This is a genomic window from Ruminococcus flavefaciens (assembly GCF_900143025.1).
GTDB lineage: Bacteria > Bacillota > Clostridia > Oscillospirales > Ruminococcaceae > Ruminococcus > Ruminococcus flavefaciens_I.
Map to the genome: position 1 here is coordinate 132,646 of NZ_FRCT01000002.1, position 19,081 is coordinate 151,726.

21 protein-coding genes are annotated in these 19,081 nt (G+C 40.5%); 20 read left to right on the top strand and 1 reads right to left on the bottom strand.

Annotation, left to right across the window (positions count from 1 at the left end; genetic code table 11):
- The first annotated feature begins 5 nt into the window (after positions 1 to 5).
- The 20 genes from whiA to clpX all read left to right on the top strand — a co-directional run bounded on the left by whiA (position 6) and on the right by clpX (position 18,853).
- Positions 6 to 929 carry a DNA-binding protein WhiA gene (whiA, locus tag BUB28_RS02775; protein ID WP_242939918.1) on the top strand — a complete coding sequence of 308 codons (924 nt, stop codon included), beginning with the start codon at positions 6 to 8 and terminating at the stop codon, positions 927 to 929.
- Positions 919 to 4,326, top strand: a complete 3,408-nt coding sequence (locus BUB28_RS02780; RefSeq protein WP_072948480.1) for a DNA polymerase III subunit alpha — start codon at positions 919 to 921, stop codon at positions 4,324 to 4,326. Before whiA ends, BUB28_RS02780 begins: the two co-directional genes overlap by 11 nt.
- A gap of 65 nt (positions 4,327 to 4,391) precedes the next feature.
- Positions 4,392 to 4,595, top strand: coding sequence for a DUF896 domain-containing protein (locus BUB28_RS16920; protein ID WP_072948482.1), 204 nt, complete (start codon positions 4,392 to 4,394; stop codon positions 4,593 to 4,595).
- Between the two features lie 4 nt (positions 4,596 to 4,599).
- Positions 4,600 to 4,992 carry a cytidine deaminase gene (locus BUB28_RS02790; protein ID WP_072948484.1) on the top strand — a complete coding sequence of 131 codons (393 nt, stop codon included), beginning with the start codon at positions 4,600 to 4,602 and terminating at the stop codon, positions 4,990 to 4,992.
- Entirely contained in the window at positions 4,989 to 5,462 is a 474-nt protein-coding gene (locus BUB28_RS02795; protein ID WP_072948486.1) for a GNAT family N-acetyltransferase, read from the top strand. Before BUB28_RS02790 ends, BUB28_RS02795 begins: the two co-directional genes overlap by 4 nt.
- Positions 5,446 to 5,943 (top strand): hypothetical protein, encoded by a 498-nt coding sequence (locus tag BUB28_RS02800; RefSeq protein WP_072948488.1) that lies wholly within the window; start codon positions 5,446 to 5,448, stop codon positions 5,941 to 5,943. The genes BUB28_RS02795 and BUB28_RS02800 overlap by 17 nt, the downstream gene beginning before the upstream one ends.
- Positions 5,944 to 5,956: 13 nt before the next feature.
- Positions 5,957 to 7,795, top strand: a complete 1,839-nt coding sequence (locus BUB28_RS02805; protein ID WP_072948943.1) for a TIGR03960 family B12-binding radical SAM protein — start codon at positions 5,957 to 5,959, stop codon at positions 7,793 to 7,795.
- The gene (locus BUB28_RS02810; protein ID WP_072948490.1) at positions 7,786 to 8,445 is read left to right on the top strand and encodes a TIGR03936 family radical SAM-associated protein; all 660 of its coding nucleotides are present in this window, start codon (positions 7,786 to 7,788) and stop codon (positions 8,443 to 8,445) included. Before BUB28_RS02805 ends, BUB28_RS02810 begins: the two co-directional genes overlap by 10 nt.
- A 15-nt stretch (positions 8,446 to 8,460) precedes the next feature.
- Entirely contained in the window at positions 8,461 to 9,252 is a 792-nt protein-coding gene (locus tag BUB28_RS02815) for a class I SAM-dependent methyltransferase (RefSeq protein WP_072948493.1), read from the top strand.
- A gap of 275 nt (positions 9,253 to 9,527) precedes the next feature.
- Positions 9,528 to 9,872 (top strand): 50S ribosomal protein L19, encoded by a 345-nt coding sequence (gene rplS / locus BUB28_RS02820; RefSeq protein WP_072948496.1) that lies wholly within the window; start codon positions 9,528 to 9,530, stop codon positions 9,870 to 9,872.
- Positions 9,873 to 9,988: 116 nt separating this feature from the next.
- Positions 9,989 to 10,774 (top strand): signal peptidase I, encoded by a 786-nt coding sequence (gene lepB / locus BUB28_RS02825; RefSeq protein ID WP_072948498.1) that lies wholly within the window; start codon positions 9,989 to 9,991, stop codon positions 10,772 to 10,774.
- Complete coding sequence (gene lepB, locus BUB28_RS02830) at positions 10,775 to 11,374, top strand: signal peptidase I (RefSeq protein ID WP_072948500.1); 600 nt, start codon at positions 10,775 to 10,777, stop codon at positions 11,372 to 11,374. It begins immediately after the preceding gene.
- Positions 11,375 to 11,403: 29 nt separating this feature from the next.
- On the top strand, positions 11,404 to 12,285 hold the full coding sequence (gene ylqF / locus BUB28_RS02835) for a ribosome biogenesis GTPase YlqF (protein WP_242939919.1): 882 nt from the start codon (positions 11,404 to 11,406) through the stop codon (positions 12,283 to 12,285).
- Positions 12,285 to 12,908, top strand: a complete 624-nt coding sequence (gene rnhB / locus BUB28_RS02840) for a ribonuclease HII (RefSeq protein ID WP_072948502.1) — start codon at positions 12,285 to 12,287, stop codon at positions 12,906 to 12,908. Before ylqF ends, rnhB begins: the two co-directional genes overlap by 1 nt.
- Complete coding sequence (locus tag BUB28_RS02845) at positions 12,895 to 13,272, top strand: YraN family protein (protein ID WP_072948504.1); 378 nt, start codon at positions 12,895 to 12,897, stop codon at positions 13,270 to 13,272. The genes rnhB and BUB28_RS02845 overlap by 14 nt, the downstream gene beginning before the upstream one ends.
- Before the next feature lie 11 nt (positions 13,273 to 13,283).
- A complete protein-coding gene (thrC, locus tag BUB28_RS02850) occupies positions 13,284 to 14,777 on the top strand; it encodes a threonine synthase (protein WP_072948506.1) in 1,494 nt (497 codons plus the stop codon).
- Between the two features lie 2 nt (positions 14,778 to 14,779).
- Positions 14,780 to 15,472, top strand: coding sequence for a metallophosphoesterase (locus BUB28_RS02855; RefSeq protein ID WP_072948509.1), 693 nt, complete (start codon positions 14,780 to 14,782; stop codon positions 15,470 to 15,472).
- A 101-nt stretch (positions 15,473 to 15,573) separates the two neighbouring features.
- The gene (tig, locus tag BUB28_RS02860; RefSeq protein ID WP_072948511.1) at positions 15,574 to 16,881 is read left to right on the top strand and encodes a trigger factor; all 1,308 of its coding nucleotides are present in this window, start codon (positions 15,574 to 15,576) and stop codon (positions 16,879 to 16,881) included.
- Between the two features lie 88 nt (positions 16,882 to 16,969).
- The gene (locus BUB28_RS02865; RefSeq protein WP_072948513.1) at positions 16,970 to 17,560 is read left to right on the top strand and encodes an ATP-dependent Clp protease proteolytic subunit; all 591 of its coding nucleotides are present in this window, start codon (positions 16,970 to 16,972) and stop codon (positions 17,558 to 17,560) included.
- 9 nt (positions 17,561 to 17,569) lie between these two features.
- Positions 17,570 to 18,853, top strand: coding sequence for an ATP-dependent Clp protease ATP-binding subunit ClpX (clpX, locus tag BUB28_RS02870; RefSeq protein WP_072948515.1), 1,284 nt, complete (start codon positions 17,570 to 17,572; stop codon positions 18,851 to 18,853).
- 43 nt (positions 18,854 to 18,896) lie between these two features.
- On the opposite strand, the gene BUB28_RS16925 is transcribed toward clpX, so the two are convergent.
- On the bottom strand, positions 18,897 to 19,034 hold the full coding sequence (locus BUB28_RS16925) for a hypothetical protein (RefSeq protein WP_167549421.1): 138 nt from the start codon (positions 19,032 to 19,034) through the stop codon (positions 18,897 to 18,899).
- Positions 19,035 to 19,081 lie beyond the last annotated feature (47 nt).

The following is a 19,081-nucleotide window of genomic DNA, read 5'->3' on the forward strand; positions in this document are numbered from 1 at the left end:
AGGGAGTGGTAAAAATTTCATTCTCAAATGATGTAAGACACGAGATATGCTCATCTGTAAATGATAAGGACAAGAGATTTGCCTGTCTTTACGGAATGTTATTATTCAGCCGAACTCTTACTCGTGAAAGGATATGTTTTCAGAGTGAAAGCAGTACCTCTGCCCGGCTTTTTAAGGAGCTTTTCAAAGCTGTGTTCAGGACAGAGCTTTCAGAAAGCGAACATATACGTAAAAACGGCACTGTTTTGCATACCTATGATATATACGATAAAAATGCAGCAGCTGTTTTTGAAAAGTATAAGATATCAGAGCGTGAAAGAGTCATAGACTCCGAGATTATTGCTACTAATAGTCTCGGAGTTTTTACAGCAGGAGTTTTTCTTGCCTGTGGAAGCGTGAACGACCCGTCAAAGGAGTATCATCTTGAATTTGCCTGCCCCGAGAAAGTGCTTTCCGAGCAGCTTATGACACTGCTCAATGATATCGGAGTAAATGCCAAGACAATGCTTCGCAGAGGGCAGAATATAGTCTATATCAAGGGCAGCGAGTCGATAGAAGATACACTGACCTTTATCGGTGCTACTCAATGCACCCTCGAACTTATGAATATGAAGATTTATAAGGATATCAGGAATAAGGCAAACCGAATTGCAAACTGTGATGCTGCAAATATTGATAAGGTAGTAAAGTCGGCTATGAAACAGATCGAAGATATAAAGCTGATAGATCATTCGTTGGGACTTGAAAGTCTGTCGGACGAGCTGCGTGAAGTTGCTGAGCTGAGACTTGAAAATATTGATATGAGCTTGCAGGAAATAGGTGAAAATCTCAGTGAGCCCATAAGCAGATCCGGTGTAAATCATAGATTTAAAAAACTTGCCAAACTGGCTGAGGAGATAAGGTGCGGAGGTGTAAAGCATGAGAAATGATGAATTTGTTAATCTTCATGTTCATACCGAATACAGTCTTTTGGACGGTGCCTGCCGTATAAAAAAGCTTATCGAAAGGGTTAAGGAGCTTGGACAGACTGCTGTAGCTATTACTGATCATGGCAATATGTATGGTGCTGTTGAATTCTGGAATACAGCAAGAGCAGCAGGAGTAAAGCCTATAATAGGCTGTGAGGTCTATGTTGCAAGAAGAACAAGACATGACCGTGAACCCAAGCTCGATGCATCGCCGTATCACCTTATTCTTTTGTGTGAAAATAATGAGGGATATAAAAATCTTGTAAAGCTTGTTTCTCTTGCAAGTATCGAAGGTTTTTATAACAGACCGCGTGTGGATTTTGAGCTTCTTCAGAAATATCACAGCGGTCTTATTTGTATGTCTGCCTGTCTTGCAGGCGAGATTCCCCGGCTGCTTGTTGACGGACATTATGATGAAGCGAAGTCAGTTGCCTTGAAATACCGTGATCTCTTTGGAGAAAACAATTATTTTGTAGAAGTACAGAATCACGGGATAAAAGATGAGTTAAGAATACTGCCTCTTTTATATAAGCTTTCGGCGGAAACTAATATTCCTCTTGCTGCTACAAATGACAGCCATTACATTAATAAGAAAGACTCGGAAATACAGAACGTTCTTATTTGTATCCAGACCGGAAAAACTCTTAACGATCCGAATGCGCTGCACTTTGAGTCAGATGAATTCTACCTGAAGTCGGCAGATGAAATGGCAGCACTCTTTAAAGGACATGAAGAAGCAGTTTCCAATACAGTTTCAATTGCCGAAAGATGTAATGTAGAATTTGAATTCGGCAATATAAAGCTTCCGAAATTTACAATAGAGGGCGTTTCTGATAATAAGGAATATTTCCGACAGCTCTGCCGTAAAGGTATGTTTGAGAAATACGGTGAAAACCCAGATGAAAAGATTATTGAGCGAATGGAGTATGAGCTTGATATAATAACAAAAATGGGATATACCGATTATTATCTCATTGTCTGGGATTTTATAAGATATGCCCGTGAACATAATGTTCCTGTTGGACCTGGAAGAGGTTCGGGTGCAGGAAGTTTATGCGCTTACTGTATAGGCATAACCGGAATTGATCCGATAAAATTCAATTTGCTTTTTGAACGTTTTCTTAATCCCGAACGTGTAAGTATGCCCGATTTTGATATTGATTTCTGTATCGAGGGACGGCAGAGTGTTAAGGATTACGTTGTTCGGCGATACGGGAAGGACTATGTTTCTGAGATAATCGCTTTTGATACACTTAAAGCCCGTGCAGCTGTGCGTGATGTGGGCAGAGTTCTTGGACTTCCTTATCAGCTTTGCGACAGTACCGCAAAAGAGATAGATCCTCGTGCAACCCTTGATGAAGCCTTGAAGGAAAGCGAAGAGCTGGACTCTCTTTACCATACAAACAGAGATGTTCGCAGGCTTATTGATCTTGCGAAGCAGCTTGAAGGAATGCCGCGTCATGCTTCTACTCATGCAGCAGGTGTTGTTATATCGGCAGTTCCTCTTAGTGATCTTGTACCGCTTCAGCGCAATGATGATACGGTTGTTACACAGTACACTATGGGCGTTCTTGAATCTTTGGGATTGCTGAAAATGGATTTTCTCGGACTCAGAAATCTTACAATAATCCGTGATACGGTAAATGAGATACATCGTTATGAACCGGATTTCGATATAAATGCGATCCCAACAGACGATCAGGACGTGTACAAAATGATGTCAGCCGGGGATACGCAGGGTGTTTTTCAGTTTGAAAGCGAAGGCATGACTGCTCGTGTCATGGAGCTTGTTCCTGAGCGTCTTGAAGACCTTATTGTTGTTATATCATTGTACCGCCCAGGACCAATGAAGTCAATTCCTGTATATATCGAGAATAAGAAGCACCCTGACAAAGTTACCTATAAGCACCCTTTGCTAAAGGATATTCTTGAGGATACCTATGGCTGTATGGTATATCAGGAACAGGTAATGGAAATATGTCGAAAGCTTGCAGGTTACTCCTACGGTCATGCAGATATTGTACGAAGAGCAATGGCTAAGAAGAAGCATGATGTAATGCTGAAGGAACGGGAAAGCTTTATGAAAGGTGCAGCAGAAAACGGCGTTTCTGAGGATATTGCTAATTCAGTTTTTGATGAAATGGTAAGCTTTGCCTCATATGCTTTCAATAAATCTCATGCGGCTGCATATGCTTATCTTGCCTATCAGACAGCATATCTGAAATATCATTATCGCGGTATATATATGTCGGCACTTATGTCAAGCGTAATGGGCATGAGTGCTAAACTTGCAGAATATCTGAATTCATGCAGGGATTACGGCATAAATGTTTTAAAGCCTGATGTCAATAAGAGTAATAAGACTTTTACCTTCGCAAACGGAAGTATATATTTCGGACTTCTTGCGATAAAAAATGTGGGAAGCGGACTTGCTGACAAGATAATCAGCGAACGGAGCGAAAATGGTCAATTTTATGGCTTGCAGGATTTTTGCGAGCGTGTAGGCGGAAGAGAGCTTAATAAAAAAGCTATGGAAAATCTCATCAAGGCAGGGGCCTTTGACGGACTCGGACTGAATCGCAGGCAGATGCTGGAAAGCTATGAATCTTTGCTTGATATGACAGGCTCAGGAACAAGGGGAGTAATTGAAGGACAGCTTAATTTTCTTGATGGTGAAGATACGACAGAAATGAATATACGAATTCCGTACAAGCAGGAATATGACGAAAAGACTTTACTTGCACTTGAAAAAGATGCGACAGGAATGTATCTAAGCGGACACCCGCTTGCACCGTATAATTGGATTATTGAAATACTTCATGCAAGGAAGATATCAGATATTATAACTCAATCCAATATTACAGAAGGTATGAGCGTAAAAATAGTATGCTCAGTTGAAAGTGCTAAGCTTCATGTAACTAAAAATGGCGATAAGATGAGCTTTGTGACTTTTTCTGATGAGACAGGTGAGATAGAAGGTGTTGTTTTCCCTGATCTGTTTATGATAAACGGCTCAAAGCTTGTCAATGACGCTGTAGTGCTTATAAACGGAAGGCTTTCTGTAAAAGATGACCGTGTTACAGTAATATGCGGTGCAATTATTGCTGAAACGGAGTTTGAACGTTATTTATCGAATATGAAGCTTTGTATAAAGGCTGATTCTGCCGAAACTGCAATAAGTCCCGAGCTTATAGAGCTTTGCAGCAGGTATAAGGGTGAGACTATGATATGCTGTTATCTCTCCGACATCAAAAAGACAGTTATGCCTCGTTCAAAGCTTGGCATTAAAGTCTCAAAAGAGTCGTTTGAAAGCTTGAAAAGCACATTCGGCAGCAATAAAATAGGGCTTATACAGTGAAAAAGGCTTGAAATTATCATCAAATAATGTTACAATAAAAATATATTTATTCGGGAGTGTTTAATTTGGATCAGAAAAAAATTGACAGGATCAATGAACTTGCAAGAAAATCAAAAAACGAGGGGCTTTCAGAAGCTGAAAAATCGGAACAGACTGAACTTCGTAACGAGTACAGACGTGCTGTTACAGGAAATCTTGCTGCTCAGCTTGAAAACACTTATATACTCACACCTGACGGTAAAAAGCGTAAGGTGGGCAGAAACAGGTGATATTATGGAGCGTAAGGAACTATTTGCAGAGGCAGTAAAGGCAGCAGAAATGTCATATTCAAAGTATTCGGGCTTTTCGGTAGGTGCAGCTTTGCTTACAGTTGATGGCTTGGTATTTAAAGGCTGCAATATTGAGAATGCATCATTTTCACTTACTAACTGCGCCGAAAGAACAGCTGTTTTCAAGGCAGTATCAGAAGGATATATGAATTTTTCAGCTATCGCAATAGCAGGCAGCAGCGGCGGTGATTTTTCAAAGCCATGTTATCCCTGTGGAGCTTGTTTGCAGGTGCTCAGCGAGTTTTGCGGAGATGATCTTATTATAATTCTTTCTGACGGTGAATATAAGCTCTCTGATTTTTTACCGAAGAGATTTTGTGAGGAGAGCATGAAATGAGGGCTATTTCCGAAGTCTGCGACTGCAAGGAAAAATATATGGAGCTGCTTCTTCTTGGTGATGAACAGGAAGAAATGATTTATAAATACCTTGAAAGAGGCAGGCTTTTTGTTGTGAAAGATGATGGCTATGCCTGTGCAGTATTCGTTATCACCGATGAGGGCGATTTTGTTCTTGAACTGAAGAATATAGCTGTTTCCGAACAATATCAGCGAAAAGGCATAGGACAAGCGATTATCGCATACATCGAAAACAAGTTTTCAGGAGCTTTCAAAAAGATTACGGTCGGTACAGGCGACAGTCCGTTGACAGTACCGTTTTATGAAAGCTGTGGCTTTAAAAGCTGCGGCGTTATCAAAAATTTTTTCATTGATAATTATGATCACCCGATAATCGAAGCAGGTGTTCAGTTTTGTGATATGATATGTTTTGAAAAGGAGCTTTCCGTGAATTATGGAACAGATAGATAAGGTTTTGCCGAAATATGGTGAAAATATTATAGTAGGAGTAATGTTCAAAAAGCATTTTGAATGGTATGTTGCTCCGAAAAATCTCTGGAAAATGGACTATAAAAAGCTATACTCCATATGGGAAGCTGCTTATAAAAAAAGCGGCAGAACACAAAGCAGGCTGGAAGCTGATATCGGCACGTATGAGCAGTTCTGTGAGAAACGTTGGGGGATAGAAGTGCTTGACGGCTTTTCGGCAAGTCACTTCCTTGCGCACCTTTTTAAATGCAGGTACTCTGCCGATGAACTCAGACTGCTGAGGACGCTGGCTCATGATGATAAGAAAATAGATTACGATGCGTCTATGTTTATAGATTTTGACAGCAATATCATGTATTCTCAGTTCCCAAAGCCTGAAAATTTCGAAAATTTTGTTCCTATAGGCTGGCGCGGTGAGTACAGAAGCTTTATGTCACTAATACCTGATGATAAGCGCTATTGAGATCGGAGGCAATATGCTTAAAGAAAAAATCGAAAAACACCTTCTTGAGGTTCAGAAGCCTTCGAGATACATCGGAGGCGAAGTCGGAAGTATTATAAAGGATAAATCCAGGATAGATGTAAGATTTGCCTTTTGTTTTCCTGATACATATGATATAGGAATGTCGCATCTGGGTATGAAGATACTCTATTCTCTGACAAATGAGCGTGAAAACTACTGGTGTGAACGCTGTTTTGCTCCGGGTGAAGATTTTGAAGCTGTAATGCGTGAAAATGATATTCCGTTATATGCGCTCGAAAGTCTTGATCCTATAAAAGATTTTGACTTTATTGGATTTACCATGCAATATGAGCTTTCATATACGAATGTGCTCAATATGCTTGATCTTGCAGGTATACCGATTTATGCAAAAGACAGGACCGACGAGCTTACGCAGATAGTCATTGCTGGCGGTCCATGTGTTTGCAATCCCGAGCCATTGGCAGATTTTTTTGATATTTTCATTCTCGGTGAGGGTGAAGAAGTAAATCTTGAGGTCATAGATCTCTATGCCGATATGAAAAAGCAGGGAGCATCACGACTTGATTTTCTCAGAAAAGCTGCTCAGATAGAGGGCGTTTATGTTCCGCAGTTTTACACTTTTTCATATAAGCCTGACGGTACTATAGAAAAGATGACTGTAGCGGAAGGGGCTCCGGAAATAATAAGAAAACGAATAATAAGGGATATGGACAGCTCTTATTATCCTAAGAATTTTGTAGTACCATTTACAGAGATAGTACAGGATCGTGCTTCTGTAGAGGTGCTAAGAGGCTGTATACGAGGCTGTCGTTTTTGTCAGGCAGGCTTCATATATCGCCCTTTCAGGGAAAAGCACGCAGATACAGTCGTAAATGAAACGAAATGTCTGTGTGAAAATACAGGCTATGATGAGGTATCACTGGCTTCATTAAGTACCAGCGATCATTCTGAGATCGACCCAATGCTTACAAAGCTTCTTGATTATACAGTAAGTGAGAGAATAAATCTTTCACTTCCGTCGCTCAGAGTGGATAATTTTTCTGAGTCTCTGCTTGAAAAAATCAAGAAAGTGCGTAAAAGTGGTCTTACATTTGCGGCTGAGGGAGGAACCCAGCGTCTGCGTGATGTTATTAACAAAAATGTCAGCGAAGAAGAGATAATGAATACCTGTCGAATTGCTTTCGAGGGCGGATATTCAGCTGTAAAATTATATTTTATGATGGGACTGCCAACTGAAACAGACGAGGATATAGTCGGTATAGCAGAGCTTGCGAACCGTATAATAGACCTTTTTTACAGCATAGAAAATCGCCCGAAGGGAAGAGGCGTGCAGATATCCATAAGCTGTGCTACCTTTGTACCCAAGCCTTTTACTCCGTTTCAGTTTGAGCCTCAGGATACTCGTGAGATGATCGAGCATAAGCAGAAACTGCTTCTTGATTCTGTAAAAACAAAAAAGATCAAGGTAAGCTATCACGATCCGAATGTAAGCCAGCTTGAAGTTGTACTTGCCAAAGGTGACAGGAGACTTTGTGATGTTATTTATACTGCCTGGAAGAAGGGCTGTAAATTTGACAGCTGGGAGGAACATTATCGTTACGACAAATGGCTTGAAGCATTTAAGGACTGCGGTATAGATACTGCGTTTTACGCTAACAGGCGATTTGAGTATGATGAGATACTTCCGTGGGATCACCTTGATTATCTGGTTACAAAGGAGTTCCTTATCCGAGAGAATAAAACTGCTCATCAGTCTAAAACTACACCAAACTGCCGATTAAGATGTTCTGGCTGCGGCGTAAATAAAAAAGTAGGGAGGGAATGTTTTTGATCCGTGTAAGAGCTACATTTGAGAAGTGTGGGCGTGCAAAATACATTTCCCACCTTGACCTTAACCGTTGTATGCTAAGGACATTCAGACGTTCGCGTCTGCCTATATGGTACACTGAGGGCTTCAATCCGCACCCGTACTACAGCTTTGCACTTGCACTTTCTCTTGGTTTTGAAAGTAGCTGTGAGATACTTGATTTCAATCTGAACGAGGATATTTCTTTTGACGAAATAAGAGACAAGCTCAATGCTGTAATGCCTGAGGGAATGAGAATAATAAAAGTTGCAGAGCAAAAACAGAAAATAACCGCTATTGCAAAGGCTGAGTACAGCTTTTCTTTGATATCAGGTGATACAGAAAGGCTTTTCGATGCTGTACAGGAACTCATTGCGAGTCCTGAGATAAATATTGAGAAAAAAACTAAAAAGGGTATAAAAACTGTTGATATAAAGCCTGATCTCGAAATTTTGTTCTGTGAAAAGGCGGATAATTCAGTAAAAATATCAATGTATCTGCCGGCAGGTACTCAGACAAATTATAATCCAACTCTTTTTATTGAAGCATTGAAGAAAACGACCGAAATACCGTTTGAAGCAAAAAACATACGCAGAACAGCTATTTTATGTGCTGATAACACAGTATTTGAATAACAAAAGGAATAAGAAATGGATATACAGAAAAATGATATTGATGGCGGCAAATCCTTCGACTGGGGAAGAACTTCTTCAGATTACGCTAAATTTCGCGACATTTACCCGCCTGTTTTCTTTGGCAAGGTAGCTGAAAGAGGACTTTGTGTAAAAGGTCAGCGTGTTCTTGATATCGGTACAGGTACAGGTGTTGTACCACGTAATATGTACAAATACGGAGCTTCATGGACAGGTGCTGATATATCTGAAAATCAGATAGAACAAGCAAAAATACTCGCTCAAAACAGCGGCATGAATATTGATTTTGTAGTTTCAGCTACAGAGGAGCTTGATTTCCCTGATGAAACTTTCGATGTAATAACCGCGTGTCAGTGCTTTTTCTACTTTGATTACGATACCGTTATCCCAAAGCTTGCCAAACTTTTGAAAAAGGGCGGTAGGTTGGTGATATTATTCATGGCATGGCTACCTGACGAGGATAAAATAGCATGGGACAGCGAAAGTCTCGTCCTCAAGTACAATCCTAAGTGGACAGGCGGAAGATATGTTCGTAAGCCTGTATTTATTCCAGAGAATGCAAATGACTTTTTTACTATCGAGTACGCCGAGGATTATGATTTAATGGTACCTTTTACCCGTGAAAGCTGGAACGGACGCATGAAAGCTTGTCGCGGTATTGGAGCTTCTCTCCGCGCAGAAGAAATATCAGCCTGGGAGCGTGAGCACATGGAAATGCTTGCAAAAACTCCTTCTAACGAATTTGATATACTTCATCACGCGGCAATGGCAATACTCAAAAAGAAGTAAATAAATTAATTTTGTTTTTTTCTAAAAAACACTTGCTTTTTTTATCAAAGTATGGTATTATATAAAAGCATTTGAAATCCGTTCGGGTATTTTTATACTTGAATGAGGGTTAATGCCGAAAGACATTAAATCGGATAGTCCGCTGCCTGATGCTCATTTATGAGCCGATGTACTTAATTAAGTACACATATTTATATTATTTCTGCACAAACCGAATGCTGAACGGTTGCTGCGGAACAGGTAAGAATGTTCGGAAATTTTAGGAGGAAAATAAAATGGATGCACTCAAGTTAATCAGCGAATCAAGCATGAAGGAAAATGTTCCGCAGTTCAACGTAGGTGATACCGTAAAGGTTCACGTTCAGATCAAGGAAGGCGATAAGAGCCGTATCCAGATCTTCGAGGGTACTGTAATTGCAAAGAAGCACGGCGGAATCAGCGAGACTTTCACTGTTAGACGTGTAGCACACGGCTGTGGTATCGAAAGAGTATTCCCGCTTCACTCTCCTGTTGTTGACAAGGTAGAGGTTGTAAGATACGGTAAAGTTCGCAGAGCTAAGCTTTATTACCTCAGAGACAGAGTTGGTAAGGCTGCTAAGGTTAAGGAACAGATCCGCTAACAGGTTGCAGACTGAGTTCAGCCGACTCGCTTCGGCTGACTCATCTTCTTTCCTTGAGGGACTTAAAGTCCCTTTTTTGCTACATATTTACATTTTTATAGTCTGGAGGCAGCATTATGGCTGATGAAATAAAGAACAATTTACAAAACGAAGAAGCAGAAAATGAAATAGAAGAAAGTGCCGAGGAAGCTGTTGAGGCTGTCGAAGAAGCATCTGAGGATATCGAAGATATCACAGAAGATGCTGCTGATAATGACGATGATGAAGAAGATGATGATGAAGGAGAAGACGAGTCATCCGAATCAGCAAAAAAGGAAAGTAAGCTGGTCGATGATATCCTTGAAATAGTTGAATCTACCCTGCTTACTGTTTTTGTTATTGTTATGATTTTCACATACTTGCTTCATCCTGTAGTTGTTGACGGAAGCTCAATGAATGATACTTTATTTGATGGCAACAGAATATTTATGACAACAGTTTATACAGGTCCTCATTACGGCGATATACTCGTCATAGATAATAATAAATCTTATCTTCTTGATGAGAATAACAAGATCGTAGAGCGTGATATTTCCGCTTCACATCTTAAAGAATGTCTTATCAAGAGAGTCGTTGCAGAGCCTGGTCAGACACTTATGATAGACCCTGATAAAGAGCAGGTCATCGTAGATGGCAAGGTGCTTGACGAACCATATATAAAGGATACTGTTATTGATGCAGGCGATGCATTTAATTTCCCTATAACAATACCCGAGGGCTATTATTTTGTAATGGGAGATAACAGACGAGGTTCATCTGACAGCCGTGTTTCAGATATAGGTCTTATTAAAAAGGATCAGATCTATGGCAAGGCAGTTCTAAGATATTCGCCTATAAAGGATTTCAAGTTCCTGCTTTTCTAAATGAGTACTAATAAAACAGGCTCAGGATCTCTGAGTAAGGTAATGGATTTTCTTGAAACTCTCCTTATTACATTTTTTGTTACAGTAATGATATTTACATACTGTTTCAAAATATATGTTGTTAAGGGCGAGTCAATGCAGGAAACTCTTTTTAGCGGAGACAAGCTTATTGTTGAGACATTGCCGTTTACCAAACTTTCTCAGGGTGATATTATAGTTGCAAATATATCGGAAGCAAGACTTCTTGATGACAGCGGAGATCTGTATGATAAAGCTGTATCGCATAAAACTATCGTAAAACGAATAATCGCCTGTGAAGGACAAAGTGTTGATATCGACTTTTCCAGAGGTAAGGTGATTATTGACGGTGAAGAATTGACGGAGAGCTATACAAGCGGTCTTACTCATTCCGATGAAGGAGCTTTTACAGGAAAGTATCCCGTTACGGTTCCAAGTGGTTATCTTTTTGTAATGGGAGATAATAGACGAAATTCTCTTGACAGCCGTTCATATGACATAGGCTTTGTTTCTGTGGACGATGTTGTTGGAAAAGTTGTTTTTCGTATCGCACCTGCTGAAAAGGCAGGAAGGGTAAAATAAAAGTATATAGATGTTTACAGGAGGCATTTGTGGATAACAGTGATATGAAGCAGATCCAGTGGTTTCCTGGGCATATGGCTAAAACAAGACGTCTTATAGCTGCTAATCTTTCACTTGTTGATGCAGTTGTGGAGATAGTAGATGCGCGTGCTCCTTTGAGCAGCCGCAACCCCGAGATGGATCATATGACCAGAAACAAGCCGAGACTTGTACTGCTTAACAAAAGTGACCTTGCTGATGAACGAACCACTCAGCAGTGGATAAATTATTTCAGACAAAACGGAAGTGAAGCACTTGCAGTCGACTGTAAATCAGGCAAAGGACTGAAAGCTATACTTCCTGCAATAAAAAATACCGTCCTTAAAGAACTCATGGACAAAAGGGCTAAAAACGGTATGACAGGAGCTGCTGTCAGACTTATGATAGTGGGGATACCTAATGTTGGAAAGTCGTCCCTTATCAATAAGCTTGCAGGTTCTAAACGTGCCAAGGTCGAGGACAGACCGGGAGTTACACGTACAAAACAGTGGGTAAAGCTTGATAATAATACAGAGCTTCTTGATATGCCGGGTGTTTTGTGGCCTAAGTTTGAAGATCAGGACGTTGCGGTAAGGCTTGCTTTTACAGGAGCTATAAGCGATGACATTCTTGATATCGAAACTCTTGCAATGAAGCTTCTTTCGTATCTTGCTGAAAATTATCCGAACTCTTTAAAGGAAAGGTATAAGATAGAGCTTTCTGATGAAGATACAGGACTTGTACTTCTTGAAAAGGTCGGAAAAAAGCGCGGAATGATGATATCGGGCGGAGAGATCAATACCGAGCGTGCTGCAATAACTGTTATTGATGAGTTCAGAAGCGGCAAGCTTGGCAGGATAACTCTTGAAGCTCCGCAGAAAAAGGAGCTGTAATGGCAAGAATAATTTTACATAAGGAATTATTTGACTACGATACTGAGCTTCGAAAGGCGTACCCTGTTATCTGCGGTGTTGATGAAGCAGGACGAGGACCTCTTGCAGGTGATGTTTATGCTGCGGCTGTTATTTTAAACGACAGTGTACTTATAAACTACCTTAACGACAGCAAAAAGATATCCGAAAAACGCCGTGAACTTCTGTATGATGAAGTAATAGACAAGGCGGACGCTTACTGTGTTGCAACAGCAAGCGTTGAAGAAATAGATAAGATAAATATTTTACAGGCTGCTATGCTTGCAATGAAAAGAGCGATCAGCGGATTAGGCGTAAAGCCTGATCTCGCGCTCATTGACGGCAATCGTTTGCCTGAGCTTGAATGTGAGAGCAGATATGTAATTCACGGTGATGCTGTTTCAGCTTCGATAGCAGCGGCTTCTATACTTGCAAAGGTATCACGAGACCGCTATATGCGTGAACTTGATGAAAAGTATCCGCAGTACTGCTTCTCGCAGCATAAGGGCTATGGAACCAAGCTCCATTATGAGAAGCTTGAGGAATTCGGCATATCTGAAGTTCACAGAAAAACATTTCTTAAAAAGCTTTATGAAAAAAAGTGAAATAGGAAAGCTCGGTGAGGAAAGCGTTTGTGCTTATCTTAAAGACCGGGGATATAACATTGCCGCTCGGAATTACCGTATAAAAGGCGGCGAAATAGATATAATCGCAGAAAACGGCGATTATATAGCGTTTGTTGAAGTCAAATCACGCAAGCCGGACAGTATGGTAAATGGTTTTGAAGCTGTCAACAAGCGTAAACGCGGTCTGATTATCAAAACAGCCGCTGATTATTGCTGCAAGCACCCTAATTTCCTTCAGCCTCGATTTGATGTCGCACAAGTCATCATCATGGACGGGAAAGTGCTCAGCATTGATTATATAACAAATGCCTATGATACCACAGGCTACAATTTCATATTTTAAAGGGTGATAATATGTTCTATAACAGCACAAGAAACAGCGAAGTCAAGGTCAAGAGTGCAGAAGCTATTACTCAGGGAATTTCTGCCGAGGGCGGACTTTTCGTTCCCGAGAGCATACCACAGCTTACTCTTGATGAGATAAAAGCTATCGGTGATATGAAATACACTGACAGAGCTGCTTATGTATTTTCAAAGTATCTTACAGATTTTACTGATGCCGAGATACATTATTGTACTGATAACGCATATAGTACCAAAAATTTTGAGACAGAGAGTATTTCTGAGATCGCTCATTTATTTGATGGAACATATATGCTTGAGCTCTGGCACGGACCTACTTGTGCATTCAAGGATATGGCTCTTCAGATACTCCCATATTTTCTCACAACTTCAGCCAAGAAGATCAATCTTGATAAGAAGATAGTAATTCTTGTTGCAACATCAGGTGATACAGGTAAGGCTGCACTGGAAGGCTTTAAAGACGTTGAAGGCACATCTATCCTTGTATTCTACCCTGAGGACGGCGTAAGCCCTATGCAGAAGCGTCAGATGAAAACACAGGAAGGCTCCAACGTTGGAGTTTGTGCTATAAAGGGCAATTTTGATGACTGTCAGAATGGCGTTAAGGCTATCTTTACAAATGACGATGTCAAAAAAGCACTGGATGACAAGGGAATGATGTTCTCAAGTGCCAATTCTATTAACTGGGGCAGACTTGTACCTCAGATCGTTTACTACATTTCTTCTTATGCAGAGCTGGTAAAGGACGGAGAGATCCAGCTTGGTGAAAAGATAAATATTGTTGTTCCTACAGGAAACTTCGGTAATATTCTTGCAGCATACTACGCAAAGCATATGGGTATCCCTGTAAATAAGCTTATCTGTGCTTCAAATATCAATAATGTTCTTACAGACTTTATAAATACAGGTATATATGACAGAAACAGACAGTTCTATGCAACAGTTTCTCCTTCAATGGATATACTTATATCCAGCAACCTCGAAAGACTTCTTTACCTTATGACAGACAAGAATGATGCCGTTATCCGTGAATGGTTCGGTAAGCTTGCTACAGAGGGCAGATATGAGGTAAGCGATGCAGTAAAGGCTAAGCTGAAGGAAGAATTTTCAGCAGGCTTCTGCGATGACGGTCAGACAAAGGCAACTATCAGTTCTATTTATAAGAAGTATTCATACACCTGCGATACACATACAGCAGTAGCTGTAAAGGTATACAAGGACTATAAGGAAACAACAGGCGATAAGACAAAGACTGTAATTGCTTCGACTGCAAGTCCGTATAAGTTCAGTGCAGCTGTTCTTGAAGCTCTTGAAGGCAAAAAATCTGATATTGATGAGTATGATAAGGTAGAAAAGATAGCTGAGCTTTCAAATATTCCTGTTCCGGCAGCTCTTGCTGATCTTAAAAACAAGCCTGAGCGTTTCAACGATACTATAGATAAGGCAGAACAGAAGGACTATGTGCTCAGCAAACTGAGCAATTGATAATGAGTCTGTTCGTACTCGCTGATCTTCACCTGTGTAAAGGTGCTCCCGAAAAGACAATGAGTATCTTTCCCGGGTGGCAGAATTATCAGGAGAAGATCGAAAAGAACTGGCTCGATCTTGTCAGAGAAGAAGATACGATAGTGCTTCCGGGCGATATTTCGTGGGGAATGTCTCTTTCAGAGGCGGCACCCGATTTCCGATTTATAGAATCGCTTCCGGGCAAGAAGATAATCATAAAAGGAAATCACGATTACTGGTGGACTACGATGAAAAAAATGGAAGATTTTCTTTCATCTGAAGGCTGCGGAACGATAAATATACTGCATAATAATCATTATAAATATGATAAATACGGTATATGCGGTACTCGCGGCTGGGTCAATATGCCTGGTGAAACACAGGACGAGAAGGTATTGAAAAGGGAAGTGCAGAGACTTGAAACGTCTATAAAATCTGCCCTTTCCGAAAATCTCGAACCGATAGTTTTTCTTCATTATCCGCCCATATTTGCAACCAACTTCAACTATGATATTCTTGAAGTGCTGTATAGGTATAAGATAAAGGAGTGCTATTACGGTCATATACATGGACATTCTGCACATGATCTCTGCGTAAAAAATACCTATGATGATATTAATTTTCATCTTATAGCAGGTGATTATTTACAGTTTGTGCCTGAAAAAATCTTGTAAATTGTGCATTATGCAGAAGTGTGGAAAATCAGTAGAAAAATTTTCCGAAATGTGGTATAATATACCAAGTATGTTATATAAATATTGGAGGACGTATTAAAATGAGTTTAAAATCATCAAACAAAACAGATGTGAATACTACAGAGTTAGTAATTTCTATTGATGCAGAGGCTTTTGAAGCTGCTGTTGAAAAGGAATACCAGAGACAGAAGAAGAATATCCAGATCAAGGGTTTCAGAAAGGGTAAGGTTTCAAGAAAGCTTGCAGAGAGAGAGTTCGGTGAGGGTGCTTTCTATGAGGGCGCTATCAATTCTCTTCTCGGACCTGAGATAGATGCTGCTGTAAACGAAACAGGACTTGTACTTGTTGACAGACCAAACGTTGAGGTTACATCTATTGATAAGGCTACAGGCGTTGAGATCAAGGCTGTTTGTGTTACAAAGCCTGAGATCGAGATCACAGATTATAAAGGCATAAAGGCTCCTAAGGAAGTTAAGGAGATCACTGATGAGGATATCGAGAAGCAGATCGACATCATCAGAAAGAAGAATGCTCGTATAGTTTCTGTTGATGACAGAGCAGCACAGCTCGATGATGAAGTAATCATTGATTTTGAAGGCTTCTTCGGTGATGAAGCATTTGAAGGCGGCAAGGGCGAGGATCATCCTCTTCGTCTTGGCAGCGGTCAGTTTATCCCAGGTTTTGAGGATCAGATCGTTGGTCACAATATCGGCGATGAATTTGATGTAAACGTTACTTTCCCTGAGGATTATCAGATGTCTGATTATGCAGGCAAGGAAGCAACATTCAAGTGCAAGCTCAAGGCTATCAGCTATGAAGAGCTCCCTGAGATCAACGATGAGCTCGTAAAAGACGCTACAGAGTTTGAAACAGTTGCTGAGTACAAGGAAGACATCAAGTCTAAGCTTGAAGAAGCAGCAGTTTCACAGGCAGATTCAGCTTTCGAGAATGCTATTATGAACGCTATCATCGAGAAGGTTGATTCTCCTATCCCGAATTGTATGTATGAGCAGAGAATAGATGCTCTTATGAGAAACTTTGAGCAGCAGCTCCGTTCACAGGGAATGGATCTCAAGCTTTACTTCCAGTACACAGGCATGGATATGGATTCATTCAGAGAGACATACAGAGAAAGAGCTGTCAGCGAGGTTAAGCTCAGACTTGCTCTTGAGAAGATCGCTGAGATTGAAAAGATCGAAGTAACTGAGGAAGAGATCAACAATGGCCTCGGTGAGATCGCTGCAGCAAACAACATTGATGTTGAGACTGTAAAGAGATTTATCCCTGTTGATGAATATGTTGCAGATCTCAGAGTACAGAAGGCTGTTGAGTTTGTAAAGGAAAATGCTGTTGTAGATAACACTTCTGCTGATGAAAAGGCTGAATAATACTCTTTTCGACATATAATTATAGTAAATGATGTTGTCCCGCAGCTTTATTGTGGGACAACTGTTTTTAAAGAAAGGGCGATGAACTATGAGCGTATTAGTACCTTACGTTGTTGAACAGACAAGCAGAGGAGAGAGATCATATGATATATATTCTCGTCTGCTCAATGACAGAATTATTATGCTTTCAGATCAGGTAAGTGATGCAACTGCAAGTGTAGTTGTTGCACAGCTTCTTTATCTTGAAAGTCAGGATTCTGAAAAGGATATTTCATTATATATAAATAGTCCTGGCGGTTCTGTTACTGCCGGAATGGCTATATATGATACAATGAATTATATAAAATGTGATGTTTCAACAATATGTATCGGTATGGCTGCTTCAATGGGTGCATTCCTGCTTTCTTCAGGAGCAAAGGGCAAGAGAATAGCTCTTCCGAATAGTGAGATAATGATTCATCAGCCTCTTATTGGCGGCGGCCTTGGCGGTCAGCAGACTGATATTATGATACACGCAAAAAATCTCGAGCGCACAAGAGAGCGACTTGAGAGTATTATGGCTGAAAATTCAGGAAAGAGCGTGGAGGAAATGCACGCTGCTTGCGAAAGAGATAATTATATGACTGCTCAGGAAGCACTTGAGTTTGGTCTTATAGATAAAGTTATCACAAAAAGGTAGGGGAATTAAATGGCTGAAACGTTTAAATCGTGCAGCTTCTGCGGAAAGGGCGAAAACAGAGTACGCAGTATGTTTTCTGCAGGTTCATCTAATATTTGCGACGAATGTGTAACTTACTGCTATGAAATGCTCTATGGTTCGGGAGTAGCCAAGGCACACAGAAAGGCTGCAAAATCCGATAACGAAGGCGATGTTTCTTCAATGAAGCTTATGAAGCCTGTAGAGATCAAGGCTTTCCTTGATGAGTATGTTATCGGTCAGGACGATGCGAAGAAATCGCTGTCTGTAGCTGTGTACAATCATTATAAGAGAATAATGAGTCAGGAAAACGAGAAGGATTTCGCTGACAGCGACGGGGTAGAGCTTCAGAAGAGCAATGTGCTTCTTCTCGGACCTACCGGTGTCGGAAAGACCTTTCTTGCACAGACCCTTGCTAAGCTTCTGAATGTTCCGTTTGCAATTGCCGATGCTACTACAATTACAGAAGCTGGTTATGTCGGTGATGACGTTGAAAATGTACTTCTCAGACTTATTCAGGCAGCTGATTTTGATATAAAGGCTGCTGAAAGAGGTATTATCTATATTGATGAGATAGATAAGATCGCAAGAAAGTCTGAAAATACATCTTTGACTCGTGATGTAAGCGGTGAAGGCGTTCAGCAGGCTCTCCTCAAGATAATTGAGGGTACTGTTTCAAATGTTCCTCCTCAGGGCGGAAGAAAGCATCCTAATCAGGAAGTTATTCAGATAAACACAAAGAATATACTGTTTATCTGCGGAGGTGCTTTCGACGGACTCGAAAAGCAGATACAAAAGCGTATCGGCAAAGCTCCGATAGGTTTTGGCGGTGAAATAAAGACTCATAAGGAAGAGGATAACATCTTCAAAAAGGTTGTACCGAAGGATCTTGTAAAATTTGGTATGGTTCCTGAGTTTGTAGGTCGCCTTCCTGTTATATCTGTTCTTGAAGAGCTTGATGAGGCATCACTTGTAAGAATTCTTACCGAGCCTAAAAATGCTCTTATAAAGCAGTATAAAAAGCTTTTCGATTATGATGATATAGAGCTTGAGGTTGAGGACGATGCCCTTATTGAAATAGCCAAAAAAGCTATTGCTCAGAAAACAGGTGCTCGTGGACTTCGCTCGATCATTGAATCTATTCTTATGAATACTATGTTTACTGTTCCGTCTGACGGAAGTATAGCAAAGGTAACAGTTACAGCTGACAGTGTAATAAACGGAACACAGCCGCTGCTTATAAACAGAAGAAATAAGCTTCTGAAAGCTGAATAAAAGTTAAAGGGACTGCAATTGCAGTCCCTTTTTGCGTCTTTTTTCAGCAGCCACAGCCGCAGCCGTTGTTATTGCCGCAATCACAGCCGTTATTGCCACAGCCTGAAAAGAGAATAATAACGAGAAGAACTAAAAGAATGATGCACCAGCAGTTATTTCCTCCGAAGCATGAATTACACATATTGAATTTCTCCTTAAATTAATGTATTTAAAGCGATTTTTTGTCGC